Genomic DNA, 25,090 nt, shown 5'->3' with positions numbered 1-25,090 from the left:
CGCGACGGGCTCAGAGCAGCGACCACGCGATGCCGTCCAGGATGTCGTGCTCGCTGACGACGACCGCGCCGAAGCCGTACTCGCGCATGACGCGGTCGAGGATGAGGGACCCGGTGCCGATCACGTCCACACGGCCGGGGTGCATGACGCCGATCCTGGCGCGTTCGGCGCGGGTGGCGTGCAGGAGGTCGCGGGTGACGTCGTGGACCTGGGCCGCGGTGATCCGCGAGTGGTGGATCTCGGCGGGGTCGTAGTGGGGCAGGCCGAGGGCGATCCCGGCGACCGTGGTCACCGAGCCGGCCAGGCCGACCAGCGTGCGGGCCTCGTCCACCGGGACGGTCTCGCGGACCCGCGCGAGCGCGCCGTCGATGTCGGCCACGGCGGAGGTGATCTGCTCGGGCGAGGGCGGGTCGTCGCGCAGGTGCCGCTCGGTCAGCCGGACGCAGCCGATGTCCACCGACCGCGCCGCCTGTACGGAGGAGGTGCCCAGCACGAATTCGGTGGAGCCGCCCCCGATGTCGACCACCAGGTAGGGGCGGGGCGGGCGGAGCTCGGCCAGTTCCCGGGTGGCGCCCATGAACGACAGCTCCGCCTCCTCGTCCCCGGTGATCACCTCGGGTACGGCGCCGAAGATGTCCACCACGCCGGAGACGAACTCGTCCCTGTTGGCGGCGTCGCGGGTGGCGCTGGTGGCCACCACCCGGGTCTTCTCCGCGCCGTGCCGCTCGATCAGCTCGGCGTACCGGCGCATCGCGGTGAAGGTGCGCTCCAGCGCCTCGGGCGCCAGCCGCCCGGTCTTGTCCACGTCCTGGCCGAGCCGGACGATCTCCATCCGGCGTTCCACGTCGGTCAGCGTTCCGCCGTCCGCCGAGGGCATGTCGGCGATCAGCAGGCGGACGGAGTTGGTCCCGCAGTCGACGGCGGCGACGCGAGTCATCGGGCCTCCCGTGTCCTGGAAGCGGCGGTGGAATCGGCGGGGACGCATGACCCTGAGCGCCACCAGTCGGGGAGCGCGTCCAGGGCCTCCCGTCCGAACGGGTTGGCGCCGGGGACGGCCAGCTCGTGCGCGACCAGGGCGTGCAGGCACTTGACGCGCTCGGGCATGCCGCCCGCGCTCTGGGTGCCGGGCGGCAGCGGCTCGACGCCCTCGTCGCGCGCGGCCTCGTCGCGGCGGCGGAGGTAGTCCTCGTGGGCGGCGGTGTAGGCGGCGCGCAGGTCCGGGTCGTCCGCGAGGCGTGCCTGCATCTCGCGCATCATGCCGCCGCCCTCCAGCGTGCCGATGGCGGACGCGGCCTTGGGGCAGGTCAGGTAGAACAGCGTCGGGAACGGGGTCCCGCCGGGCAGCCGGGGCGCGGTCTCGATCACGGCAGGGGCGCCGCACGGGCAGCGGTGGGCCACCCGCCGCACACCGCGCGGCGGGCGGCCTAGTTGCGCCGCGACCGCGGCCTCGTCCTGTTCGTCGATCATGTCTGGATGCCCCCCGCAGAGTTCCCGGTGGCCGGGACTGGGATCTAGCGAGGCCGGTCGGCGGCCTCCACGGACCGCCAGAGCGCCTCGTACCACGGCGGACGCTTGGACGGGGTGGGCTTCCGGGGCCGCTGGCCCTCGCCGCCACTGCCGTCCAGGACGATGTAGCACTGCACGCCCGGATCGCAGTAGTGGAACCTGCGCGTGGCCTCCCGTTTAATGTACGACTCCTCACCAAGTCGCTGCTTTCGCCTGGTGAGCTCGTCCACCTCCCGGCGGGCCACGCGCTCCTGCTGCCGGAGCTCGGCGATCTCCTGCCGCTGCGCCACGTACTCCCGTACGGGGTAGGCCAGGCTCAGCGCGATCGCGCAGACCACCACCGCCAGGATCGCGGCGCGGCTGGTCAGGGCGGGGCTGCCACGGGACGCGTCGGCGCGGCCGTGCTCGCGGTCGGCACGCTTTTCGTCACCCGTGGCCAATGCGGGTCAGCCCTCCCAGGAGAACCGTGGGAACGCGGCGGCGCCGGCGTAGCGGGCCGCGTCGCCCAGCAGGTCCTCGATGCGCAGGAGCTGGTTGTACTTGGCGACCCGGTCGCTGCGCGCGGGGGCGCCCGTCTTGATCTGGCCGCAGTTGGTGGCCACCGCGAGGTCGGCGATGGTGGTGTCCTCGGTCTCGCCGGACCGGTGGCTCATCATGCAGCGGTAGCCGCTGGTCTGCGCCAGCGTGACCGCGTCCAGGGTCTCGGTGAGGGTGCCGATCTGGTTGACCTTGACCAGCAGCGCGTTGGCGGCGCCGGAGGCGATGCCGCGGGAGAGCCGCTCGGGGTTGGTGACGAACAGGTCGTCGCCGACCAACTGGACGCGGGAGCCCACGGAGCCGGTGAGCGCCTCCCAGCCGGCCCAGTCCTCCTCGTCCAGCGGGTCCTCGATGGAGACCATCGGGTAGGCGTCCAGAAGCTCGCCGTAGTAGGCGGCCATCTCCTCGGAGGAGCGCTTGGAGCCCTCGAACTCGTAGAAGCCGTCGGAGTGGAACTCGGTGGCGGCCACGTCCAGGGCCAGGGCGATGTCGCGGCCGGGGGTGAATCCGGCCTTGCCCACGGCCTCCAGGATCAGGTCGAGGGCGGCGCGGTTGCTGGGCAGGTCGGGAGCGAACCCGCCCTCGTCGCCCAGTCCGGTGCTCAGGCCCTTGCCCTTGAGCACGGACTTGAGCGCGTGATAGGTCTCGGCGCCCCAGCGCAGCGCCTCGGAGAAGGTGGGCGCGCCGATCGGGGCGATCATGAACTCCTGGACGTCGACGTTGCTGTCGGCGTGCGCGCCGCCGTTGAGGATGTTCATCATCGGGACGGGCAGCAGGTGCGCGTTGGGCCCGCCCACGTACCGGAAGAGCGGGAGCCCCGAGGACTCGGCGGCGGCCTTGGCCACGGCGAGGCTGACGCCGAGGATCGCGTTGGCGCCCAGCTGGGACTTGCCGGGGGTACCGTCCAGGTCGAGCAGGAGCTGGTCGATCAGGCGCTGCTCGGTGGAGGGGTAGCCGACCAGGCGCTCGTCGATGGTCTCGTTGACGGCCTTGACGGCGTTGCGCACCCCCTTCCCGCCGTAGCGCTCGCCGCCGTCGCGCAGCTCGACGGCCTCGAACTGGCCGGTGCTGGCGCCGCTGGGGACGGCGGCGTGGGCCTCGGTCCCGTCGGCGAGCAGCACCTCGACCTCGACGGTCGGGTTGCCACGGGAGTCCAGGATCTCCCGGGCGAGTACGGCCTCGATCGACGACACGGGCATCTCCCCTGAGCTGAGCTGTGGCGGTTGGTCGGTCACCGAGCCTATCCGCGCCGCCCCTGGGGCGCCCACCTGGCACGCCCGTTCGCCCGGGATCTTTGGATTTGGTGGCCTATCGGCGGAGTGACCGGTATGGCCGGTATGAGGCGTACCTGCCACTTGACTTGGGAATCCATATATTGTCTACTATCAATGCTAACTATACTAAAAGGATGGGAAATACCTCCAGCCCCTGGCGGTGAACTCGTGCGAAAACTCGTCCTGCTCGCCCTGGTCGGCCTCGGCGCCCAGCTCGTCGACGGCAGCCTCGGCATGGCCTACGGGGTCACCTCGACCACGCTCCTGCTGGCCATCAACACCAGCCCGGCCGCCGCGTCGGCCACCGTCCACCTCGCCGAGATCGGCACCACGCTGGTGTCGGGCGCCTCGCACTGGCGGTTCGGCAACGTCGACTGGCCGGTGGTCCTCAAGATCGGTGTGCCCGGCGCGGTGGGCGCGTTCGCCGGCGCCACCTTCCTGTCGGGGCTGTCCACCGAGACCGCCGAGCCGGTGATGGCGTCGATCCTGCTGGTGCTCGGCCTCTACATCCTGATCAGGTTCACCCTGCGCGGCCTGCGGCGCAACCAGCTCGGCAAGCCGCTGCGCAAACGGTTCCTGGGCCCGCTCGGCGTGGTCGCCGGGTTCGTGGACGCCACCGGCGGTGGCGGCTGGGGCCCGGTCGGCACCCCGGCCCTCCTGGCCAGCGGGCGCCTGGAGCCGCGCAAGACCATCGGCTCCATCGACACCAGCGAGTTCCTGATCGCCGTCGCCGCCAGCATCGGCTTCCTGGTCGGCATCGAGGGCGAGGGCGTCAAGGCGGACTGGGTCGCCGCGCTGCTGATCGGCGGCATCATCGCCGCCCCGATCGCGGCCTGGCTGGTGCGGCACATCCCGCCACGGGTGCTGGGCAGCGCGGTCGGCGGCCTGATCGTCCTCACCAACACCCGCACCATCCTGCGCAGCGACTGGATCGACGCCCCCGACGGCGTCCGGTACGCGTTCTACGCGGTGATCTACGCGGTGTGGGCCGCCGCGCTGGCCTACTCCATCCGGCGCCACCTCGCCGAGCGCGACCTGGAGCCGCCGGCCGAGGCCGTGGCCACGGCCGGGGGGACCCCGCCCGACTCGGACAAGGCCGCCGCCTCGTCCGCCTGAGCGGGAGGGTCGACACCCCCTCTGCACCCTCCGCCCGCCCGGCCCCGTGCCGGGCGGGCGAACGCATCGTTGGCCGAGGGAAGCGCTCCCCATTACAGCGGCCAGGGAATGCCTCTGCGGTGGAGGAACGCGATCAACCCGCGGCGGACACGCCGCGAAGGCATGAGGGGCGCCTGCCCACCCTCACCCTCCGCACGCGTGTCACCGCTCTGGCGGTGCTCGCGGCCACCGTGGTCCTCGTCGGGGGCTACATCGCATTGCAGGCACTACAACGCCGCGACATCATCGCCGAGGTCAGGGGCGAGCTGAACGAGGACGGGGAGGTCGTGACCCGGCTTCTCATGGCCCACCGGCTGAACCGGCGGCTGCTTAGGGAGGACCTCGTCCAGGTGGTAGACGCCAGAGGGGTCATCGTGTCGGCGAGCGTGCCCATGGTCGGCTATCCGCCGGTCGATTTCATGGTGCCCCCTCCCGAGAGGACGCGCACGGAAGGCCACAGCTGCCGCGTGCAGGCCCCGGACGGCCCGTGCTACCTGGTGACCGCCTTCCGGGTCCGGGAGGGGCCGCGAACGTGGTTCGTCTACGCCCTGGCACCCGAGCCCGGATTGGTGCCGGACGTCACCCAGGCGGTGCTCACGGCGCTGCCGGTCCCGCTGGGCGTCGCCCTGACCGGCTACGCGACCTGGCTGGCCGCCGGCCGCGCGCTGCGCCCGGTGGAAAAGATCACGGCGGAGCTGGACGAGATCACCGCCACCGACCTGCAACGCCGGGTGACGGTGCCGCACCGCGAGGACGAGATCGCCCGGCTGGCCGCGTCGGTGAACGCCACCCTGGACCGACTGGAGGGCGCGGTGGCCCGGCTCCGCGGCTTCGTCTCCGACGTCTCGCACGAGCTGCGCAGCCCCCTGACCGGGCTGCGGATGGAGCTGGAGCTGGCGCTGTCGGACGTCACCGACGAGCGCTCGCGGGAGACGCTGACGACGCTCCAGGACATCACCGAGCGGCTCCAGGCCGTTCTGGACGACCTGCTGGCCATCGCCCGGCTGGAGTCCGGCAAGCACATCACCAAGGAGCGCATCGAGCTTCAGGAGCTGGCCGACCGGTGCGTGCTGGCCAGGCCGCGGCGCGCCCGGTTCTCGGTGGAGAACGGCGAGCCGGTGATCGTGCTCGGCGGGCGGTCGGAGCTGGACCGGCTGCTGACCAACCTGCTGGACAACGCCGACCGGCACGCCGCGAGCTCCGTCACGGTGATCGTACGGTCCGAGACCGCGGACGACGGCGCGCGAACGGCGGTGATCGCGGTCCTCGACGACGGGCCCGGCGTCGCGCCCGAGGATCGCGGGCGGGTCTTCGAACGGTTCACCCGGCTCTCCGACGCCCGGCACCGCGACGCCGGAGGGACCGGGCTCGGCCTGGGGATCGCACGGGACATCGCGACCGCGCACGGCGGCTCGCTGGACCTGACCGGCCGCCTCGACGGGCGTTCCGGCGCCCGGTTCGTCCTCCGGCTCCCGGCGCTGCCTCCCGAGGAGGGCTCACAGGACTGAGCCCGCGAGGACGGGGGCCGGCGACGCCCGGTCAGCCCTCGCCCAACTGTTCCAGCAGCAGGCGGCGCTCGTCCTCCAAGGCCCGGATCTGGGTCTCGTGCTCCTCCCTGGCCTCCAGGTCCTGGCCGGAGTCGCCGAAGTCCCGGGGATCGTCGCTGCGCTCGCCGAGCTCGCCGCGCAGGACCGAGAGCGTCTCCTCGATGTCGCGGATCCGGGTGCGCCGGGTGTCCTCAGCCATGCTCGTCCCCCTTCCGTGGCCGTCGGGCTCACGGGCTCCTCCATGCCCGCTGGGCGCCCGTTCAGTCCGCCCGCCCGGACGGCGGGGCGGCCGGGCGGTGCGGTCAGGGGCGGATGACGGTCTTGCCGCGGGCACCGCCGCTCCGGCTGCGGGCGATCGCGGCGGGCGCCTCCTCCAGCGAGACCTCCGCCTCGATCGTGATCTCCATGGCCCCGTCGGCGACCAGGCCCACGACGCGCTCCAGCAGTTCGGGCGTGGGCGTGTAGTCGAGGTTGACGCCGCGCACGTTCCGGGCGTCCAGGGAGTCGGGGTTCACCGCCCACACGGTGCTGACGTACACGCCGCCGGGGCGCAGCAGCCCGGCCAGCCGCTCCACCTCCCCGCGGTCGCCGACCAGATCGATGATCGCGTCGAGGCCGTCCGGGCGCGCGGCGCGGACGAGCTCCTTCAGATCCCCCCCGCCGTAGTCGACGACGTCGGCGGCGCCCAGCTCCCGCATCCGCCCGGCCGCGTCGGGACGCGCAGTGGCCACCACGCGGGCGCCGCGGGACGCGGCCAGCCGTACGGTGGGCTGGCCCACGCCGCCGGTGGCGCCGACGACCAGCACCTCCGCGTCGCTCCCCGCCTCGATCCCCGCCTCCTCGACGGCGGTCAGCGCGGTCATGCCCGCGGTGGGCAGCGCGGCGGCCTCGGTGTAGAGCATGCCCTCGGGCATCGGCACCACGGCGTCGTCGGCGCCCGCGATCGTGTACTCGGCGTAGGTGCCCTGGCCGCGCGGCACTCCGAAGAACCGGCCGAAGACCTGCTCCCCCACCGGGAACCGTGCTCCGGGGCCGGTGGCGTCCACCACGCCCGCCCCGTCCAGGCCCAGGATCAGCGGAAAGGAGTAGGGCACCGTGTCCTTGAGCATCCCGTCGGCGATCTTCCAGTCCGCCGGGTTCAGACCGGCCGCGAACAGCCGGACCAGCGCCTCGCCCGGCCCCGGTTCCATCACGGGCAGGCGCATGGGGACCGGGGCGGCCCCCGGCTCGGAGATGGCGATGGCTCTCATGACGTTCCCCGACTCCCGCTTCCCCCTGGCCGGCCCATACGGCGGGCCGGTATCGCCCCACCTACCCCGCCCCTGGCCAGGTCACACAACCGCGCGGTACGGGAGGCGGGTATCACTCCTGCGGGCGCGGCCCCGGGAACGGCGGGATGGTGATCGGCGGCCGGGGCGGAGCGGGGTCCGTGGGCGGCTCGTCGTCCTCGACGTCCTCGCCGCCGCCGGTGCTGGGACGCACGGTGACGATCTCGCCCGGGTCGGCGGCGCCGGGGCCGGGCGACATCTCCGCGACCGTCCCCGCCGGGTACTCGTCGGACGGGACGCCCCTGCCGACCCGCGCCTGGAAGCCGGCGGACCGGAGCCTGTCGAGGGCGTCGCCGATCGTCAGCCCGCGGACGTCGGGCAGCCTGCCCCGCTCCTCGCCGGAACCGCGGCTGAAGAAGCGGGAGGGCGGCGGCCGGAACGACGAGGCGTCCCGTCCCCGCAGCGCGCCGATCATGCTGTCGCGCCAGATCGGGGCGGGGATGGTGGCGCCGAACACCGCGCCGTAGCAGCGGCCGTCCATGCACAGGCTGGTCATCGGGTACCGGTAGCCGCCGCGCGGGTCGCCGACCCAGACGGCCGCGGCCAGTTCGGGCGTGTACCCGGCGAACCAGGCCGCCGAGTAGTTGTCGACCGTGCCGGTCTTGCCGGCCGCGGGACGGCCGATGCCCATCCCGCGCGCCGTCCCCTTGGTGAGGACGCCGCGCAGCACGTGGTTGACCGCGTCCGCGACGCCCTTGTCCATCACCTGCTTGCACTTGCGGCCGGGGACGTTGAGCCGCCGGCCCGCGGAGTCGGTGATCCACTTGATGGCGATCGGCTCGCAGTACTTGCCGCGGGCGCCGAACGCCGCGTACGCGGCGGCCATCCGCAGCGGCGACACCTCGTTGAACCCCAGCGTGAACGACGGGAGCTGCTGTAAGGGCTTCCCGCTGGCCTGCCTCATCCCCAGCTTCTCGGCCATCTTGACCGTGTCGCACAGGCCGACCTCGCGCTCCAGGGCGAGGAAGAACGTGTTGACGGAGTGGTGTGTTCCCGTGACCAGGCTGAACTGCTTGCCGCCCTCGCCGTCGGCGGAGTTGCGCAGCGGCTCGTCGCTGGACACCGGGCGGCCCTCGCAGTCCTTGAAGCCCCTGGGGATGAAGGTGCGCGGCGCCATGAGGCGTGTCCCGAACGGCATGCCCTCCTCCAGCGCGGCGGCGAGGGTGAACGCCTTGAACGTGGACCCGGCCTGCATGCCGATGCTGGAGCCGTGGCCGGCGTCGGCCGCGAAGTTGATCCAGGTCTTGCCGCGCTCGGAGTCGGGCCCGAGGTCGCGGTCCACCACCATGCCCTTGATCTCGCCGGTGCCGGGCTCGACCAGCGCCTCCGCCGCCGCCTTGCGCGCCGAGTTCTTCGGCGGGACGTGCCGGTCGACGGCGCGCTGCGCGGCCCGCTGCGTCCGCCGGTCGAGGGTGGTGCGGATGGTCAGCCCGCCCCGTTTGAGCAGCCTCTCGCGCTCCTCGGCGGTGGCGCCGAACACCGGGTTGGTGAGAATCTCCCGCTGGACGTAGTCGCAGAAGAACGGCGCGGAGCTGGTGACGCAGCCGTTGGGGGTCTTGTGGACGCGCAGCCCCAGCGGGCGCGCCTTCGCGGCCGCCGCCTCCCGCTTCCCGATCCAGCCCAGCTCCAGCATCCGGTTGATCACGACGTCGCGGCGTTCCCTGGCCGCGCCGGGCCTGCGCACCGGGTCGTAGGCGTACGGGTAGCGGATGACCCCGGCCAGCAGGGCGGCCTCGGGCAGCGTGAGCCTGGACGCGGGCTTGGAGAAGAAGTGCCGGGACGCCGCCTCGATCCCGTACGCACCGCCGCCGAAGTAGGCGATGTTCAGGTACCGGGTCAGGATCTCGTCCTTGGAGAACCGCCGTTCCACCGCGACCGCGTACCGCAGCTCGCGCAGCTTGCGCGCGGCCGTGACCTCCCTGGCGCGGCGCTGCTCCTCCTCAGAACGGGCCTGGGAGAGCAGCAGGTTCTTCACGTACTGCTGGGTGATGCCCGAGCCGCCCTGGGTGACCTCGCCGGAGCCGAGGTTGCTGGCCAGGGCGCGCAGCGTGCCCTGCGAGTCCAGCGCGCCGTGCTCGTAGAACCGCGCGTCCTCGATGGCCAGGACGGCTTTGCGGGCGATCGGGGCGACCTGGTCGAGCCGCACGTTCACCCGGTTCTCGTAGAAGAACGTGGCGATGAGCTTGCCGTCGGCCGCCAGGATCCGGGACCGCTGCGGCACGCCCGAGGTGTTCAGGTCGTCCGGCTCGCTCTGGAACCAGTTGGCCGCGTCACGCGCGCCGACACCGGTCATGCAGGCGGTGGGCAGCACGATCAGCGCGACCAGGACCCCGGCGAGGACGCCGAGCCCGCCCAGCCCGCGGATCGCCCTGGCCCGCTCCGCACCGGTGGGGCGGGTGCTCTTGTCCGCGCGCCAGATGCCCCGTTCGGTGGCTCGCTCGTCCCGCGACTTGGCCAGCACGCGCTCAGCGTAGACGTGCCCGACCCTGCCGAACAGGCCCAGTAAGGCCGCCCGCGCGATCTTCCAGGCGGCCTCGGCTCTACCGGCGTCTCCGCTCCCGCTCCCAGCTCCGGACACGGTCCCGGAATACCCTGGAGATCGCCCGCAATTCCGCCTCGGGGTCGAGACCCGCGTCCTGCGCCTCGCCGACCAGGGCGAACAGCCGCTCGGCGAGGCCGTCGCCGGTCGGCCGCAGCTCGTCGGGGGCACCGGCGCGGGCCGCGCGGCGCTGAAGCTGCGCGGCGAGCGACAGCGCGGGCTGCCCGAGGGGGACGCCGTCCAGCGCGGACACGTCCTCGCCGCTCTTGGCCACCCGCTCGGCCTCCTTGATGGCCTCCCAGTTGGCGTTGACCTCGTCCGCGCCGGAGACGGTCACGTCCGCGAACACGTGCGGGTGGCGCCGCACCAGCTTGTCGACGATCCCGGCGGCGACGTCGTCGATGGTGAACGCCGTCCCGTCCGTACGCTCGGACGCCACCACGGAGTGGAACGCCACCTGCATCAGCACGTCGCCCAGTTCCTCGCGCAGCGCGCCGTAGTCGCCCTCCTCCACGGTCTCGGCGACCTCGTACGCCTCCTCGATCAGGTACCGGACGAGCGTGGCGTGGGTCTGCTTGGCGTCCCAGGGGCACTCGCGGCGCAGCCTGTCCATCACCGACACCAGGTCGAGCACCCGGGCGCCGGGCAGGTCGTAGGAGCCGTGCAGCACCTCGACGTCGAGCGGATCGGCGACGACGAGCTCACCGATCGCGCGCATCAGCGGCTCGTCCCCGTCCGGCGCGGCCAGCCACACGACCCGCCCGCCTCGCGCCGCCTCGACCAGCCGGCGGGCGTCCGGCTCGGTCACCTCGACCGGGACACCGGCATCCCGCGCGTACGGCAACAGCGGATGCTCGGCGGACCCGGCCAGGACCCGGTCGGCCGACCGCAGCGCCTCCCACGCCCGCCAGGACAGCAACCCAGGAGCCACCCGATGCGTGGTGGCAAGCATGACCAGCCCGGTGGCGGGCCTCGACTCGGCGCTCATGGATCAGCCGACGCCCGATCCGGGGCTGGAGAGGGTGGTGCGGACCGGGCCGATCAGGCGGTCGGGATCGAAGGTGCCGTAGCGGGGGTTGATCCTGACGCCGAGGCTCTTGGCGGTCTGGCCGACCAGGGTGCGGAAACCGGTCCCGTCGTCGCCGTCCCTGCGGATGACCTCGCCCACGATGACCGCCTGGCGGGCCAGGTCGCGGGCGTACCGGGCGGGCAGCCCGCGGGCGCGGGTGAACGAGGAGGCGGGGCCCAGGCGCGAATTCCTGTCGAGGCTGTGCAAAGCCATGTCGACCTGGCCGTCGCTCACCCGCACCCCGGCGCGCCGGGCCGCCTCGTCGGTCAGCCGGATCTGCACCAACTGGAACAGGGCGTTCTGGATCTCCGTCTCGGCGGACGGAGGGTTCATCGAGCGCAGCAGGTTCGCCCTGGGATCGGCGCGGAACTCGCGCTCCCAGTCCTCCACCGCCTGGCCGAGCGTGGAGATCGTGATGCGGTGGTCGCCGACGATGGCGGCCGAGCCGGTCCTGACCGGCCCGCCGCCGCAGCCCGCAAGCGCCACGGCCGCCGACACGGCGACGGCCAGCACCTTGATCGTTCTACCCGGCACGGAGCCCACCTCGTCGCTTCCGATCTTTGTGCAGGTCGCCAGACTACGGCCGCGCGGGCTCCAGGAACAACGCGTCCACCAGGTCTGTCGCCCAGCGGAGCAGTTCGGTGTCGCGCAGCGGGCGCCCGCCGAGCGGCGCCGTCCTGGGGGTCGGGACCAGGAGTGTCCCGACATTCCGCTTGAGCACGCTCTTCGGGTAGAGCCGCTGCAGCCGCACCTGGCGGGAGTCCGGCAGGTCCACCGGCGAGAACTTGACGAAGTTGCCCTGCACGGTGATCTCGGTGAGCCCCGCCTTGCGGGCGCGCGCACGGAACCGCGCGACCTCCAGCAGGTTCAGCACCGGGACGGGCGGCGGTCCGAACCGGTCCTTCAGCTCGTCGTGCACCTGGGCGATCTCCTCCTCCGAGGTGATCGCGGCGATCCTGCGGTACGCGTCGAGGCGCAGCCGCTCGCCCGGGACGTACTCGTGCGGCAGGTGCGCGTCCACGGGAAGCTCGACCCTGGTCTCGGGCACCTCCTCCACGCCGCCGCCCTCCTTCAGCTCGCGCACCGCCTCACCGACCATCCGGACGTACAGGTCGAAGCCGACGCCCGCGACATGCCCGGACTGCTCGGCGCCCAGGATGTTCCCGGCGCCGCGGATCTCCAGGTCCTTCATCGCCACGTACATGCCCGCGCCCATCTCGGTGTGCTGGGCGAGGGTGGACAGCCGCTCGTGCGCGGTCTCGGTCAGCGGCGCCTCCGGCTGGTACAGGAAGTAGGCGTAGGCGCGCTCGCGTCCACGTCCGACCCGGCCGCGAAGCTGGTGGAGCTGCGACAGCCCGTACAGGTCGGCCCGGTCGACGATCAGCGTGTTGGCGTTGGGCACGTCCAGGCCCGACTCGACGATGGTCGTCGCCACCAGGACGTCGTAGTTGCGCTCCCAGTAGTCGACCATGACGCGTTCGAGCTCGTGTTCGTTCATCTGCCCGTGCGCGATCGCGATGCGGGCCTCCGGGACGAGCCGCGCCAGGTTCGCCGCGACCTTGTTGATGGACCTCACCCGGTTGTGCACGAAGAACACCTGGCCCTCGCGCAGCAGCTCGCGGCGGATGGCCGCGGCGATCTGCTTCTCCTCGTACGGGCCGACGAAGGTGAGGATCGGGTGCCGCTCCTCCGGCGGGGTGAGGATGGTGGACATCTCCCGGATGCCGGTCAGCCCCATCTCCAGCGTCCGCGGGATCGGGGTGGCCGACATCGCCAGCACGTCGACCTGCGTGCGCAGCCGCTTCAGCTCCTCCTTGTGCTCGACGCCGAACCGCTGCTCCTCGTCGATGATCACCAGGCCGAGGTTCCTGAACCGGGTCCGCGCCGACAGGAGCCGGTGCGTGCCCACCACCACGTCCACGCTGCCCTCGGACAGGCCGCGCAGCGTCTCCTCGACCTCCTTGTCGGTCTGGAACCGCGAGATCGCCTTGACCACGACCGGGAAGGGGCCGAACCGCTCGGAGAAGGTGGACAGGTGCTGCTGCACCAGCAGCGTCGTCGGGACCAGCACCGCGACCTGCCGCCCGTCCTGCACCGCCTTGAACGCGGCGCGCACGGCGATCTCGGTCTTGCCGTAGCCCACGTCGCCGCAGATCAGCCGGTCCATCGGGACGGGCTTCTCCATGTCGGCCTTGACCTCGTCGATGGCGGCGAGCTGGTCGGGCGTCTCCACGTACGGGAAGGCGTCCTCCAGCTCCCGCTGCCACGGCGTGTCCGGCGCGAACGCGTGCCCGGGGCTGGCCATGCGCGCCGAGTAGAGCCGGATCAGCTCCCCGGCGATCTGCCGGACCGCCTTGCGCGCACGCGACTTCGCCTTCTGCCAGTCGGCGCCGCCCAGCCGGTGCACGCTCGGCGCCTCGCCGCCCACGTACCGGGTCAGCTCGTCGAGCTGGTCGGTCGGGACGAACAGCCGGTCGCCCTTGGCGTACTCCAGGATCAGGTACTCGCGCGTGGCGCCCTGGACGGTGCGGCTCACCATCTCCACGTACCGGCCGACGCCGTGCTGCTCGTGCACCACGTAGTCGCCGGGGCTGAGCTGCAAGGGGTCGATGCCGCCGCGCCGCCGCGAGGGCATCTTCCGCATGTCCTTGGTGGACGACCTCTGCCCCGACAGGTCGGACTCGGTGAGCACGGCGAGCTTGACGCTCTCCCAGGTGAACCCGTGCTCCAGCAGGCCGGTGGTGACGTTCACCAGCGCGGGACGCGGCGGCTCGGCCAGGTCGGTGAGAACGGCGCCCAGACCCTCCTCGCCCACCATCTGGACGAGCCGTTCGGCGGGGCCGTGGCCGGGCGTGACCAGCACGACCCGCCAGCCGCCGTCGATCCACCGCTTCAGGTCGCCCATGACCCGCGCGGTGTCGCCCCGGTACGCCTCGGCCGCCTGCGCGCCCAGGTCGAGAGCCCCTCCTGTGTCATCCAGCACTGTGCCATCCAGCACCGTGCCATCCAGCACCGTGTCGTCCAGCACCGTGTCGTCCAGGGAGGTCGACCCCCCTGCACCGGCCGCGTCGGTGTCGTTCCCCGCTTCGCCGAGGACGACATTCCCGGGGTTGAGCGCGCTGATCGTCCAGCGGGGCAGGCCCAGCTCGGCGCTGTGCGCCCTGATCTCGTCCAGCGAACGGAACGCGGCGGCGCCCAGGTCGATCGGCGCCTCCCCGCCCGCGGCGGCGTTCACCCAGCTCGCCTCAAGGAACTCCTGGCTGGTGCGGACCAGCTCGGCCGAGCGGGTGCGGATGCGCTCCGGCTCGCACACCAGCAGCGCCGACCCCTTGGGGAGCAGGTCGGTGAGCAGCTCCATGTCCCCGGCCAGGACGGGCGAGAACGCCTCCATGCCCTCGACGATCTCGCCGTCGGCGATCCGGGTCAGGATCTCCTCCAGCGACGGATGCTCGGCCGCCAGCCGCCGCGCCCGCTCCCGGACCTCCGGGGTCAGCGGCAGCTCGCGGCACGGCGGCGCCCACAGCCCGTTCGGCGCGTTGTCCAGCGAGCGCTGGTCGGCGGCCTTGAAGGAGCGGATCTCCTCGACCGTGTCGCCCCAGAACTCCACCCGCAGCGGGTGCTCCTCGGTGGGCGGGAAGACGTCCAGGATCCCGCCGCGCACCGCGATCTCGCCGCGCTTCTCCACCAGGTCGACACGGCTGTAGCCGGCGTCCACCAGGCGGTGCACGACGTCTTCGAGGTCGGCCTCGTCCCCGGCGCGCAGCCGTACCGGCTCCAGGTCGGCCAGGCCCTGCACGATCGGCTGGAGCACGGCGCGGATCGGGGTGACCACGACGTCCAGCCGTCCCGACCTGCCCGCACGGTGCTCGTCACGGTGCTCATCAGGGCTCTCGGACGCGGCGGCCTCCGGGTGGACGAGCCGCCGCAGCACCGCCAGGCGCTGCCCGACGGTGTCGGCCCGCGGCGACAGCCGCTCGTGCGGCAGCGTCTCCCAGGCCGGGAAGTGCGCCACCCGGTCATCGCCGATCAGGCTGGTCAGCGCGCCGGTCAGCTCCTCGGCCTCGCGCCAGGTGGCGGTGACCGCCAGCACCACGCCGGCGCCGTCCCGCTCGCGCAGGGCACGGCTCAGCGCCGCGCCGACGACCGGCCACAGCGCCGGCGGCCCCACAAGATCATGATCGACGCGCGCGGAGGTCAGCGCGCCCCTCAGCTCGGGACCGGAACATGCAAGGTCAACAATCGTGGAAAGCGTCATCGCCCGTTACTTCTCCCCGCCGGGCAGGCCACCCGCCCGGCCGCGAGGCAGCCCGAAGCCCCGGTGATCCCCAGTGGACCCCGGTACCGGCACCAGACTACGCGCCACGGGCTGCAACGCGGTCCCGCCCCGCCACATTCCGGGACGAGGTCAGGCTTCGGTGATCAACCGGCGCAGGGCGGTGCTGGAGGTGTGCACCGTGTAGGGGAAGTAGACGACCCGCACCCCGCGCGCCCCGAGGTCGGCCTCCAGCCGGTCGCCCTTCTCGGTGCCCTTCCAGTCGTCGCCCTTGAACAGCACGTCGAAGCGCAGCCGCTCCCACATGACGACCTTGTCGCTGGACACGTCGGTCACGACCTCGTCCACGCAGGCCATGCTGCCGACGATCGCCAGCCGCTCGGCCAGCGGGACGATCGGGGGCCGCCCCTTGACCCTTTCCAGCACCTCGTCGGTCACCACCCCGGCGATCAGGTGGTCGCACTCCAGACGGGCGCGGCGCAGGATGTTGAGGTGCCCGATGTGGAACATGTCGAAGGCGCCCGGCACGTACCCGGTGATCCCGCGCCCCGTGTCCGCGCTCACGGTGCCGCCGCTCATGTGGCGTCCAGGGAGCCGACCTCGCGGAACCACTTCACCGACGCGGCCAGCAGGAACAGCAGGTTGCCCGCGAAGAACAGCCCGTACAGCGGCATGAACACCGTGGGGAACCCGATCAGCAGGAACGCCACGCACAGCATCCCGTAGTCGGTGGGGATCACCAGCAGGGAGCGCAGCGTGGACGCCGGGGCGGGCGCGGGCGGCGGCGCCCCGGTCGCGGCGCGGTGCGCGCGGGCCAGCAGGTCCTTGAGGATCATCCCGAAGAACATCACCGCGGCGACCACCGTGAAGCCGACCGGGATCAGCAGCGGGGCGGCGCCGTCGAGATCGCCGAAGCGGTACCAGGAGATCAACACGGCCAGGTGCAGGGAGGAGATCTTGGCGCTGTCGACCATGTGGTCCAGGTACTCGCCGGACCGCGAGCCTCCGCCGCGAAGCCGGGCGAGCTGGCCGTCGGCGGCGTCGAAGGCGTAGCCGATCACCAGTGCCAGGCAGACCGCGGCGCCCAGCCAGGGCGCGGGGTCCACGAGCGCGATCAGGGCGATGCCGGTGAAGGTGAACGTCGCGCTGATCGCGGTGACCTGGTTGGGGGTCAGACCGACCACGTAGGAGAGGGCCGCCAGGACCCTGCCGAGCTTGCGGTTGACGAAGCGCGAGTACGCGGGCGCGCCCTTGTTGCTCTTCTGGACGGAGGCGAGCCGGGCCAGGGCCTCTCCGAAGCCCTCAGGCGGCCTGTGGCCCTGGGCCTGAGGGGCCGAGGCGGTTCCGGATGGGGCGGTCACGCTACCGACGTCCTCCTGTCCTGGGCCGGCCTCTCGCCCGCCAGGGCGTTGCGGAGGATGGCGCTGCCGGTCTCGGCCAGCCCCTCGAAGGCGACCACGCGCACGCCCGTCCCGGCCAGCTCGCGCTCGGCGGCCTCGGCCGCGACCCCGTCGGGGCAGCCGGTGAACACCCGCCCGAAGCCGATCGACTCCCACGCCGCGCGCAGGCCGGGCTCGGCGACCACGACCACCTCGGCCACGTGCCGGACATCGCCGACGATCTCCATGCGCTCGATCAGCGGGACCACGGGCCGGTACCCCAGCAGGGACTCGGCCAGCTCGTCGGTGTACACGCCCGCGACCAGCCGGTCGCATCCGGCCTCCGCGCGGCGCAGCAGATCGAGATGCCCGACGTGGAACAGGTCGAAGACGGCGGGCGCGTACCCGACCATGCTGTGCATCCATCCCCCTGAACCAGGCCGAGCCCTGATAAACCCGAGGCCGGGATATATCCGGAATCAGGCGTACGTTAGCAGCTCAGAATTCCTCCGATGTAACTCTCGACGCATCACGCCCGCCTCCGGATGGCCGGACGACACGACCCCGGCCGGGAATGGACAAATGGCGGACAGTCCGCAGTCGGCAGATTACCCTGCGGAGTTAAGGCGCCATGAATTCCGGGCCCGGATCCGGGCCACGGCACGGCGCCCACCCCCCGGGCAGAGATCATCCGGCCGGTTCCACCGGCCGGGCCGAGCAGTGTCGCACCTTCGAAGCCTCGAGCGACCACCCGGAAAGGAGCGGGTCAGATGACCAGCTCGACCAGGGGAATCCCCCGCCGCGCGGCGGAGGAGCAGGCCACCGATCTGCGGCCGCCGCCGGCGGAGGCAGGCGATCTGTTCTCCGCCCGCGCCCGCCAGTACGCCCACGACCGCCCGCTGCGGGACGTCCATGTGCTGGAGGCGGGCTGCGGCTGGGGACGGGGGCTCGACCTGGGCACGCGGGAGCACCGCTCCACCGGCGTCGACCTCGACACGCCGGCGCTGCGCGCCAACACCCGCAGGCGCGCCGACCTGGACGCCTGGCATCTGGGCGACCTGCGCACGGTGCCGATGCCGCCGCGCGCCTACGACATCGTGCACGCGCCGTTCCTGATCGAACGGGTGCCGCACGCCGAGCTGGTCCTCGACCGGTTCGTGGCCTCCCTGCGCCCCGGGGGGCTGCTGCTGGTGCGGCTGCGCGACCGCGACACCGCCTTCGGGTTCCTCGACCGCCTGCTCCCGCGCCGCCTGCGCGAGCGGATGTGGCGCGGCCTGGCCCGCACGGCGCCGCGGCGGCCGGATCCGGACGGGTGGCGCCCCACCGGCCCGCCGCCGCCCGCGCTGTACGACCCGGTCGCGTCCCGCCAGGGCATGCGCTGGTACTGCGTGATGCGCGGGCTGGTGATCGCCGAGGAGTACACCTCGCGGGCCGGCATCGAGGCGTTCGGGGCCGGAACGCGGCTGCTGACGGGCCTGTGCCGGGTGGTGGCGGCGCTCAGCCGGGGCCGGCTGAGCGCCGACCACAGCGAGGTGACCCTGGTGATCCGCAAGCCGGAGAGCCGGTTCGCGAGGGTCCTCTAGAGGGCCGCCGCCCGCCACGAAGCGGCAGCACAGGGCATGGGCGCGGCACGTAAGGGGCAGGCAGGGGGCACGATCGCGGCGGGCCGTGGTGCGCACACCTTCCAGGGCTCGGTATTTTTCTGCGGAAACCCCTGATGACCTGGATCAGCCCGGCGGGGAGCCGGGCAGGATCGGAGCCGTGGTGACCGCCGACGCCGGCCTTCCCGACACTTTGCGCGAACTGCCCGCGTGGACCCCGGACGCGATCGAGCTCGCGGACCTGGAGCTGCTGCTGGCGGGCGTGTACCGGCCGCTGGCCGGGTTCCTCGGGTCCTTCGACACGGCCATGGTGATCGCGGGCGGACGGCTGGCCGACGGGACGCCCTGGCCGGTCCCCGTCACGCTCGCCGTCCCCAAGGAGCTGACCGCGCACGAGCGGGTCGTCCTCCAGGACCCGGAGGGCCTGCCGCTGGCCGTGCTGGACGTCGCCGAGGTCTGGCAGGACCCGACCTCCCAGGGCTGGCGGCTCGCGGGGACGCTGGAGCCGCTGCGCGCCCCGGCGCACGGCCCGTTCCACAGGTTGCGCCGCCGTCCCGACGAGATCGAACCGCACGAGGGCAACGTGCTCGCCGTCGCGACCCGTGAGCCACTGCACCGCAAGCAGCTCGGGCAGCTACGGCAGCTCGCCGAGCGGCTGGACGCGCGGGTGCTGGTGCTGCCGCTCCTGGGCGGCGGCCATGACGAGGCCCTGGTACGGGCGTTGCTGGCGGTGCGCAAGGAACTGCCCGAGGGCACGCAGGTCATCCCAGTACCGCTGCCGCTGCGGGGCGGTGAGGGCGCGGCGGAGCGCGACCTGCGGCTGCGCTCGCACGTCGCCGCCGCCTACGGCGCCACGCACCTGCTGGCCGAGGAGGACGTCGAGGGCACGGCGATCCCCGTGGCGGTGCCCGAGCCATGGGCGTACGACGCCGACGTGGAGGTGTGGCGCCCGGTCGCCAGGATCGAGCCCGACCACGTCCAGGCCGAGCTGACCCCCGAGCAGCTCGGCGAGCTGCTCGACCGCGGCGAGCCGATCCCCGACTGGTTCACCCCGCCCGCGGTGGCGGCCGAACTGGCCGTGGCGCGCCCGCCCAAGCACGAGCGCGGCCTCACGGTGTTCTTCACCGGCCTGTCGAGCTCGGGCAAGTCCACCGTGGCCAGGGGCCTGTCGGACGCGCTGATCGAACGCGGCGGCCGCACCGTCTCGCTGCTGGACGGGGACGTGGTCCGCAGGCTGCTGTCGGCCGGGCTGACCTTCTCCCGCGCCGACCGCGACCTCAACATCCGCCGGATCGGCTTCGTGGCCACCGAGATCACCCGGCACGGCGGGGTGGCGATCTGCGCGCCGATCGCCCCGTACGCCGCGACCCGCGCCGAGGTGCGCCGGATGGTGTCCGCGGCGGGCGACTTCCTGCTGGTCCACGTGGCCACGCCGCTGGAGGAGTGCGAGCGGCGCGACACCAAGGGCCTGTACGCAAAGGCCAGGGCGGGGCTCATCCCCGAGTTCACCGGGATCTCCGACCCGTACGAGGAGCCGGACGACGCCGATCTGGTGCTGGACACCTCGCGGATGACGCCGGACGAGGCGGTCGCGCGGGTGCTCGGGCTGCTGGAGAACGGCGGCTGGGTACGTCCGGCGTGACCGGATTCACTCTGCGTTGCCCCTGAGAGGGGTACCCCTCACATACGTCCCCTTTGTGGGGGCCTCGTACGCTGTGGCGGACTCTATTCCCTTGTTACTCGATAGGTCATGGCGATGAACTTCGATTGGCTGGCCGGCTTCGACTGGACGATGGCGCTGGGCTCCTTCCTGGTCGCCATCGTCGTCGGGCTGACCGGCATGGGCGGCGGCGCGCTGATGACGCCCATGCTGGTGACCTTCTTCGGGGTCAGCCCGCTGGCCGCGGTGTCCAGCGACCTGGCCGCCGCCGCCGTGATGAAGCCCGTCGGCAGCGCGGTGCACTATCGGCGGGGCACGATCGACATGCGCCTGGTCGGCTGGCTGTGCGCCGGGTCGGTGCCCGCCGCGTTCTGCGGGGTGCTGGTGGCGCGGGCGCTGGGCGACGGCGAGAACGTCCAGGACGTGATCCAGAAGGCGATGGGGGTGGCGCTGCTGATCGCCGCCGCCGGGCTGGTGGTCCGCGGCTACCTGGCGCTGAAGGACCGCGCGGCGGGCCGTACCGGGGCGGAGCGGCGCACGGTGGCGCCCGACGAGCCGTCGGCGGCACAGGCCCCCGGGATCGCCGTGCGCCCCCTCCCGACCGCGCTGGTGGGGGCGGCCGGCGGGCTGGTGGTCGGGATGACCTCGGTGGGCTCCGGCTCGCTGATCATCGTGGGGCTGCTGGCGCTCTACCCCGCGCTCAAGAGCAACCACCTGGTCGGCACGGACCTGCTACAGGCCGTGCCCCTGGTCCTCGCCGCCGCCTTGGGTCATCTGCTGTTCGGCGACCTCCAGCTTGAGGTCACGGCCGCGCTGCTGGCCGGCTCCATCCCCGGCGTGTACCTCGGCTCGCGCATCTCCTCCAGGGCCCCCGGCGGCCTGATCCGGCGGGCCCTGGCCTTCGTGCTGGTCGCCTCGGCCTTGAAGATGTTCGGCCTGAGCAACACCGTGCTCGCCTGGACGCTGCTGGGACTGGCGGCGGCCACGGGCGTCGCGTGGATGCTTCTGCGCCGCCGTCACGGCCTTCCGGCGGTGCCCGTGCCCGCGGCCAAGGCGTCCGCCGGGCCGGAGGACGCCGCGGCGTCCGCGTCCCTGCGCCGCGGACGCTGATCGGGGTCGCCCCGGCGGAGCATCCGCCACAGCAGGGCCGACGACACCAGCCCGCCGATCCCGAGGCAGTACGGCGCGTACACGGCGTTGCCCTCCCCGGCGACCAGGAGCGCCGCCAGCGCCGCCAGGCCGGTGAGCGCCTCCGTCGCCCGGATCATGAACACGGTGCGGGACTCCTTGCGGACGGTCGCCAGCATCGCCAGCGGAAGCGTGCAGGCGACGCAGACCGCGTAGACGCCCCAGCCGATCAGCGCCGTGCCGTCCACCTCGAAGGAGCCGCCGGTCACCACCGGCCCGAGGGGACCGGCCAGCAGGACGCCCGCCGCGCTCACCGCCAGGGCCACGGCGCCCAGCACCGCGCTGGCGCGCAACGCCCGCCGCGTGGCCACGGGACGTCCCTCGCGCTCGGCCTTGGCGAAGTGGCTCAGCAGGAACCCGCCCGCCCCGTTGATCAGGGTCAGCGCCGGGGCCAGCAGCAGCCGCGCGGCCTCGATCCCGGCCAGCAGGGCGGTGGAGGAGAACGCGACGATCAGGAAGCGCGCCGCCAGCAGCGCGCTCGGCCGGATCGCCGCCTGGACCGAACGCCACCAGGCGAACCCCAGGACCTCCCTCAGCGCGCTACCGCGCAGCGGGGCAGGCGCGAGTTCCCGCTTGGGCAGCCGCAGCACGGCCAGCGCGATCGAGACGGCGCAGCCCACGCTCATGGCGCCCAGCAGCAGGTCCACCGAAGCCGGCACGTCCAGCGCCAGCGCACCGGCGAGCGTGCCCAGCGTGACCGCGACGTAGCAGCAGTCGTTGGCGGCCAGCCGCCAGAACTCCCCCCGCGCGGTGAAGATCCGCCGTCCGGTCTCGTTCAGCAGCCAGAGCGCGAACAGCGCGGCCCCGGCGGGCACCGCGACTCCCAGGCCCACCGCCACCGCCGCGCCCGCCAGCGTGCCCGCGGCGACCGTGCCGGCCACCGAGAGCAGCAGTGCCCCGCGGATCCGCGGCTCGAACCGGTCGAAGACGGTCAGCGTGTCGCCCACGAAGGACGTCTGGAGGGCCGTGATCATCACCAGCACGGACAGCAGCAGCGCGTACGCGCCGAACCCGTCGGCGCCCAGGGTGCGGGCGGCCAGCGCCTGCACGACCAGGCTGCCGCCGGCGGTGACGAACTGGACCGTCACCGCGCCGCCCGCGGACGACAGCAGCCGTCCCGCCCGGCCCAGGCCCCGCCCGGCCCCTCCGGGACGCGGGCTCACTTGTCGTTGTAGCGCATCAGGGACGACGAGCCGCCGCCCTTGCCCTTCTCCGCCTCTTCGCTCAGTTCCCTGAGGATGGCGGCCGCGTCCATGGCGGCCGCGTCCGTGTCGGAGATGATCGGGTTGTCCTTCATCGTTTGGTTCGGGTCCCCGCTCAGATCGATGCCGTCCGCCCACAGTTCTGCCGGGATCTCCCTCTTCGCCTGATCGTCGGCGGGCGCGTCAGCGGCGTGCGCACCGCCCTTGGAACGTGACCTCTTGGGACCGCCGGCGACCTTGGCGTCCGCGGACGCCGGGGCCGGCGAGGCCGGCGGCTTGGGAGCCGCGGGCTTCTTGGCGCGCGACGACGTGCCGCTCCCCGAGCCGGAACGGCCGAGCGGGCCGCCGGTGGACGGAGGGGGCGGCGGGCCGGGCGTGGCGGCGCCGGGCTCCGGCCGGTCGAGCAGCGCCTCGGCCCGGTCGAGCAGCGCCTCGGTGGACGGGGGCGGGGGCTTGGGGGAAGAAGGCATGGACGAGGACGCGGACGAGGGCATCGGCGCCGCCGGTGGCGCCGACGCGGCGCCGTTGACCTCGTCGGACCAGCGGCGTCCCGGCCGGTCGGCGGGCGGCTCGGACGTCCTGTCACGCGCGCCGCGGCGGCGTCCGCCCCTGGACCGCTCGCCGCCCCCGGCGCGGCGCGGCGGTGCCGCCGGGCGGGGGATCTCGGCGCGGGCGGCCGGTGCCTCCAGCTCGCCGCGGAACTCGTTCTCGGCGTACGAACCGCGCGGGAGCCGGCCGTAGCCGCCGCCCGGCGGCAGATCGCCGTAGCCGGTCTGCGGTTCGCCGTACCCGGGCGGAAGTTCGTAGCCGGGCGGCGCCGGGCCCGGACCGGGGGTCGCGGGGCCGTGGGCCATGGTGAGGGCCTCGCGCCGGGCCAGGCCCGCGGCCCGCAGGAACGACACCACGCAGGCCAGGATCGTCCCGATCGCCAGGCCGATCGCCGCGTTGCGCGGGAGCTTGCTCGGCGCCGCGGCGGACGGGTCGGCGGTGTCGACGAACTGCACGCCGTCGTTGGTGTTGGAGCGCGCCGACACCACGCCGGACTCGCGTTCCTGAAGCTTGAGCAGGTCCGAGCTCAGCACCCGGTACTCGCGGGTCCCCGGGGTGGCCAACTGTAGCTGGCTCGTGAGCTTCTGCTTCGTGGCCTGGAGCGTCGCCAGCTGCTTGTCGAGCTGCTGCTGGTTGGTCTTGATCGTGACCTCCTGGTACGCCTTCACCACCGCGTTGGCCTGCATGGCGGCCTCGCGCATGGTGGACGCGGTCGCGGTCACGATGACCACGCCGCCGTCGGGCTTGCTGGAGGTCTGCACGCGCCCGCGCAGCGCCCCGCCGGTCAGCACGGGCCCGCCGCCCTCCTCCTTGAGGATCTCGGCGGCGCGGTTCATCACCGGTGTGGAGCCGGCGAACGCGGCCCGCTGCGCGGTGTAGGCGGCGTAGCCCTGCCCGGACATCACGCCCTGCCGCAGCACGTTGTTGGTGTTGGTGGGGTCGGTCACCGCGAACCTCGCGGTGGCCTTGACGTCGCTGAACACAAGCTGCGTCGCCGCGGCGGCGGCCAGCACGCAGGCCAGGATGATGAGGAACGACATCAGCCGGAAGCGCCAGACGGCTTCCACCAGGCTGATCTCCGGTGTGGCGGGGGTCTGTGCTGTCATCGGATGCTCGAAGTCCTCACGGGGGCATCGGGATCGGTGAGGGCACGGACCGCCTCCCGCATCTCCCGGTGGTACCGATCCTTGCCGAACCGCCGGGTGGCGTCCGCGCGTGCGCGTTTGGCCATGGCCAGTGCTCCGTCCCAATCGTCCAGCAGGCGGGCCACCCCGTCCGCCAGAGCGACCGGGTCGTCGGCCGGGACCAGCACACCATTCTCGCCATCGGTCACGATCTCGGCGAGGCCCTGCAGGTCCGCCGCCACCACCGGGCGGCCGGCCAGCATCGCCTCCACCGCGACGTTACCGAACGGTTCGACCCTGGAGGGCACGATCGCCACGTCCGTCTCGGCCAGCAAGTCCCAGACCTGGGGGCGGAACCCGGCCAGCACCACGCTCCCGTCCTCCAAGGCGTCGCCGGCCAGTTCCCGCAGTTCCTTCTCGAACCACTCGTAGCCAGGGAAGACGCTGCCCACCAAGGTCAGGGTCGCATCGTACCCGCGCTCCCGCAGCAGTCCGGCCGCGCGGATCGCGATGTCGGACCCCTTGCGCGGCGACAGCCGGCCGACCAGCGTGATCCGCACCGGGCCCGTCAGCGCGGCCCGCGGCTCGGTGACGCTGGGGGGCTCCTCCACACCGTTGTAGACGATCTGGGCGCGCCGCCCGGCCGAGCCGAGGGCGGCGGCGCTGGCCCGGCTGTTGACGACGACCGTGCGGGCCAGCCGCAGCGGGGCCGACAGCGCGGCGCGCACGGGGCGGGGCACACCGTCCTCCGCCTCGTGGACGTGGCACAGCGCGGGGACTCGGGCGAGCTTGGCGGCGGCCAGCCAGATCGGGATGGTGATGGTGTTCACATACAGCGCCTCGGCCCCGATGCGCCGCAGCAGCCGCCGCGCCTTCGGGAGCGCGCGCAGGTTGGCGAAGGCCAGCCGCAGCAGGCCCAGCGGGGACATGTACGCCTTGCGGAGCACCGGGACGGGAAGGATTTCGATCCTCGCTCCGGCGTCCCTGAGCGCCTGCGAAAGCGGACCCTCGGCGGGTAGTGTCACCACCACCCGGCGGGTGGGCGCCAGCGCCCGCACCGACTCCACCAGCATGCGGTCGGAGCCGTACAGGTCGGGCGAAGGGTGCGCGAGCACCACTACGGGACCCGCGTCACGTTCGGTCAACGTCCCTCCCTCTG

Annotated in this window: 21 protein-coding genes; 5 read left to right on the top strand and 16 right to left on the bottom strand. The window is 73.1% G+C overall.

What is annotated here, in order from left to right; translation table 11 throughout:
• Positions 1-10: 10 nt before the first annotated feature.
• Genes QSK21_RS11840 through eno form a run of 4 tightly spaced genes read right to left on the bottom strand, consistent with a single transcriptional unit; the run spans position 11 to position 3,236 of the window.
• The gene (locus QSK21_RS11840) at positions 11-937 is read right to left on the bottom strand and encodes a Ppx/GppA phosphatase family protein (RefSeq protein WP_285695602.1); all 927 of its coding nucleotides are present in this window, start codon (positions 935-937) and stop codon (positions 11-13) included.
• The gene (locus QSK21_RS11835) at positions 934-1,467 is read right to left on the bottom strand and encodes a DUF501 domain-containing protein (RefSeq protein WP_285695601.1); all 534 of its coding nucleotides are present in this window, start codon (positions 1,465-1,467) and stop codon (positions 934-936) included. Before QSK21_RS11835 ends, QSK21_RS11840 begins: the two co-directional genes overlap by 4 nt.
• Before the next feature lie 44 nt (positions 1,468-1,511).
• Positions 1,512-1,946, bottom strand: a complete 435-nt coding sequence (locus tag QSK21_RS11830) for a septum formation initiator family protein (RefSeq protein ID WP_285695600.1) — start codon at positions 1,944-1,946, stop codon at positions 1,512-1,514.
• A 6-nt stretch (positions 1,947-1,952) separates the two neighbouring features.
• Complete coding sequence (gene eno / locus QSK21_RS11825) at positions 1,953-3,236, bottom strand: phosphopyruvate hydratase (RefSeq protein WP_285695599.1); 1,284 nt, start codon at positions 3,234-3,236, stop codon at positions 1,953-1,955.
• 249 nt (positions 3,237-3,485) lie between these two features.
• On the opposite strand from eno, the gene QSK21_RS11820 reads away from it, so the two are divergent.
• Positions 3,486-4,433: a sulfite exporter TauE/SafE family protein gene (locus tag QSK21_RS11820; RefSeq protein WP_285695598.1), complete on the top strand. Its 948-nt coding sequence runs from the start codon at positions 3,486-3,488 to the stop codon at positions 4,431-4,433.
• A gap of 119 nt (positions 4,434-4,552) precedes the next feature.
• Entirely contained in the window at positions 4,553-5,980 is a 1,428-nt protein-coding gene (locus QSK21_RS11815) for a sensor histidine kinase (protein ID WP_285695596.1), read from the top strand.
• 31 nt (positions 5,981-6,011) lie between these two features.
• Here QSK21_RS11815 and QSK21_RS11810 read toward each other — a convergent pair whose 3' ends face one another.
• From QSK21_RS11810 to QSK21_RS11770, 9 genes are all read right to left on the bottom strand, one after another.
• Complete coding sequence (locus tag QSK21_RS11810) at positions 6,012-6,218, bottom strand: hypothetical protein (RefSeq protein WP_285695595.1); 207 nt, start codon at positions 6,216-6,218, stop codon at positions 6,012-6,014.
• A gap of 103 nt (positions 6,219-6,321) precedes the next feature.
• Positions 6,322-7,269: an NADP-dependent oxidoreductase gene (locus tag QSK21_RS11805; protein ID WP_285695594.1), complete on the bottom strand. Its 948-nt coding sequence runs from the start codon at positions 7,267-7,269 to the stop codon at positions 6,322-6,324.
• A 112-nt stretch (positions 7,270-7,381) separates the two neighbouring features.
• Entirely contained in the window at positions 7,382-9,925 is a 2,544-nt protein-coding gene (locus QSK21_RS11800; protein WP_285695593.1) for a penicillin-binding protein, read from the bottom strand.
• Positions 9,888-10,874 carry a MazG family protein gene (locus QSK21_RS11795; RefSeq protein ID WP_285695591.1) on the bottom strand — a complete coding sequence of 329 codons (987 nt, stop codon included), beginning with the start codon at positions 10,872-10,874 and terminating at the stop codon, positions 9,888-9,890. Before QSK21_RS11795 ends, QSK21_RS11800 begins: the two co-directional genes overlap by 38 nt.
• 3 nt (positions 10,875-10,877) lie before the next feature.
• Positions 10,878-11,489 (bottom strand): SurA N-terminal domain-containing protein, encoded by a 612-nt coding sequence (locus QSK21_RS11790; protein ID WP_285695589.1) that lies wholly within the window; start codon positions 11,487-11,489, stop codon positions 10,878-10,880.
• A gap of 43 nt (positions 11,490-11,532) precedes the next feature.
• Complete coding sequence (gene mfd / locus QSK21_RS11785; RefSeq protein ID WP_285695587.1) at positions 11,533-15,210, bottom strand: transcription-repair coupling factor; 3,678 nt, start codon at positions 15,208-15,210, stop codon at positions 11,533-11,535.
• A gap of 150 nt (positions 15,211-15,360) precedes the next feature.
• Positions 15,361-15,807 carry an FAD synthase family protein gene (locus QSK21_RS11780; RefSeq protein ID WP_285695586.1) on the bottom strand — a complete coding sequence of 149 codons (447 nt, stop codon included), beginning with the start codon at positions 15,805-15,807 and terminating at the stop codon, positions 15,361-15,363.
• Complete coding sequence (locus QSK21_RS11775; RefSeq protein WP_285695585.1) at positions 15,804-16,589, bottom strand: CDP-alcohol phosphatidyltransferase family protein; 786 nt, start codon at positions 16,587-16,589, stop codon at positions 15,804-15,806. Before QSK21_RS11775 ends, QSK21_RS11780 begins: the two co-directional genes overlap by 4 nt.
• Complete coding sequence (locus tag QSK21_RS11770) at positions 16,586-17,029, bottom strand: adenylyltransferase/cytidyltransferase family protein (RefSeq protein WP_285695584.1); 444 nt, start codon at positions 17,027-17,029, stop codon at positions 16,586-16,588. Before QSK21_RS11770 ends, QSK21_RS11775 begins: the two co-directional genes overlap by 4 nt.
• A 348-nt stretch (positions 17,030-17,377) precedes the next feature.
• Here QSK21_RS11770 and QSK21_RS11765 point away from each other — a divergent pair, with 348 nt between their 5' ends.
• The 3 genes from QSK21_RS11765 to QSK21_RS11755 all read left to right on the top strand — a co-directional run bounded on the left by QSK21_RS11765 (position 17,378) and on the right by QSK21_RS11755 (position 20,978).
• Positions 17,378-18,190 (top strand): class I SAM-dependent methyltransferase, encoded by an 813-nt coding sequence (locus QSK21_RS11765; RefSeq protein WP_285695583.1) that lies wholly within the window; start codon positions 17,378-17,380, stop codon positions 18,188-18,190.
• 181 nt (positions 18,191-18,371) lie between these two features.
• The gene (gene cysC / locus QSK21_RS11760; protein WP_285695702.1) at positions 18,372-19,850 is read left to right on the top strand and encodes an adenylyl-sulfate kinase; all 1,479 of its coding nucleotides are present in this window, start codon (positions 18,372-18,374) and stop codon (positions 19,848-19,850) included.
• A gap of 114 nt (positions 19,851-19,964) precedes the next feature.
• Complete coding sequence (locus QSK21_RS11755) at positions 19,965-20,978, top strand: sulfite exporter TauE/SafE family protein (RefSeq protein WP_285695582.1); 1,014 nt, start codon at positions 19,965-19,967, stop codon at positions 20,976-20,978.
• Here QSK21_RS11755 and QSK21_RS11750 read toward each other — a convergent pair.
• The 3 genes from QSK21_RS11750 to QSK21_RS11740 are packed head-to-tail and all read right to left on the bottom strand — an operon-like array spanning position 20,885 to position 25,076.
• Complete coding sequence (locus tag QSK21_RS11750) at positions 20,885-22,219, bottom strand: lipopolysaccharide biosynthesis protein (RefSeq protein WP_285695581.1); 1,335 nt, start codon at positions 22,217-22,219, stop codon at positions 20,885-20,887. The genes QSK21_RS11755 and QSK21_RS11750 overlap by 94 nt on opposite strands.
• Complete coding sequence (locus tag QSK21_RS11745) at positions 22,216-23,913, bottom strand: YveK family protein (RefSeq protein WP_285695580.1); 1,698 nt, start codon at positions 23,911-23,913, stop codon at positions 22,216-22,218. Before QSK21_RS11745 ends, QSK21_RS11750 begins: the two co-directional genes overlap by 4 nt.
• Entirely contained in the window at positions 23,910-25,076 is a 1,167-nt protein-coding gene (locus QSK21_RS11740) for a glycosyltransferase family 4 protein (protein ID WP_285695579.1), read from the bottom strand. Before QSK21_RS11740 ends, QSK21_RS11745 begins: the two co-directional genes overlap by 4 nt.
• Positions 25,077-25,090: the final 14 nt, after the last annotated feature.

The sequence above is a fragment of the Actinomadura sp. NBRC 104412 genome (genome assembly GCF_030269515.1).
Lineage (GTDB): Bacteria > Actinomycetota > Actinomycetes > Streptosporangiales > Streptosporangiaceae > Spirillospora.
This window is presented reverse-complemented; position numbering and strand designations above follow the sequence as displayed.

Bases quoted from the DNA above. Each gene is read 5' to 3' on its own strand.
- QSK21_RS11810 (WP_285695595.1), bottom strand. From the start codon at position 6,218: ATGGCTGAGGACACCCGGCGCACCCGGATCCGCGACATCGAGGAGACG.
- QSK21_RS11840 (WP_285695602.1), bottom strand. From the start codon at position 937: ATGACTCGCGTCGCCGCCGTCGACTGCGGGACCAACTCCGTCCGCCTG.
- QSK21_RS11745 (WP_285695580.1), bottom strand. From the start codon at position 23,913: ATGACAGCACAGACCCCCGCCACACCGGAGATCAGCCTGGTGGAAGCC.
- QSK21_RS11765 (WP_285695583.1), top strand. From the start codon at position 17,378: ATGACCAGCTCGACCAGGGGAATCCCCCGCCGCGCGGCGGAGGAGCAG.
- QSK21_RS11835 (WP_285695601.1), bottom strand. From the start codon at position 1,467: ATGATCGACGAACAGGACGAGGCCGCGGTCGCGGCGCAACTAGGCCGC.
- mfd (WP_285695587.1), bottom strand. From the start codon at position 15,210: ATGACGCTTTCCACGATTGTTGACCTTGCATGTTCCGGTCCCGAGCTG.
- QSK21_RS11770 (WP_285695584.1), bottom strand. From the start codon at position 17,029: ATGCACAGCATGGTCGGGTACGCGCCCGCCGTCTTCGACCTGTTCCAC.
- QSK21_RS11805 (WP_285695594.1), bottom strand. From the start codon at position 7,269: ATGAGAGCCATCGCCATCTCCGAGCCGGGGGCCGCCCCGGTCCCCATG.
- QSK21_RS11795 (WP_285695591.1), bottom strand. From the start codon at position 10,874: ATGAGCGCCGAGTCGAGGCCCGCCACCGGGCTGGTCATGCTTGCCACC.
- QSK21_RS11755 (WP_285695582.1), top strand. From the start codon at position 19,965: ATGAACTTCGATTGGCTGGCCGGCTTCGACTGGACGATGGCGCTGGGC.
- QSK21_RS11780 (WP_285695586.1), bottom strand. From the start codon at position 15,807: ATGAGCGGCGGCACCGTGAGCGCGGACACGGGGCGCGGGATCACCGGG.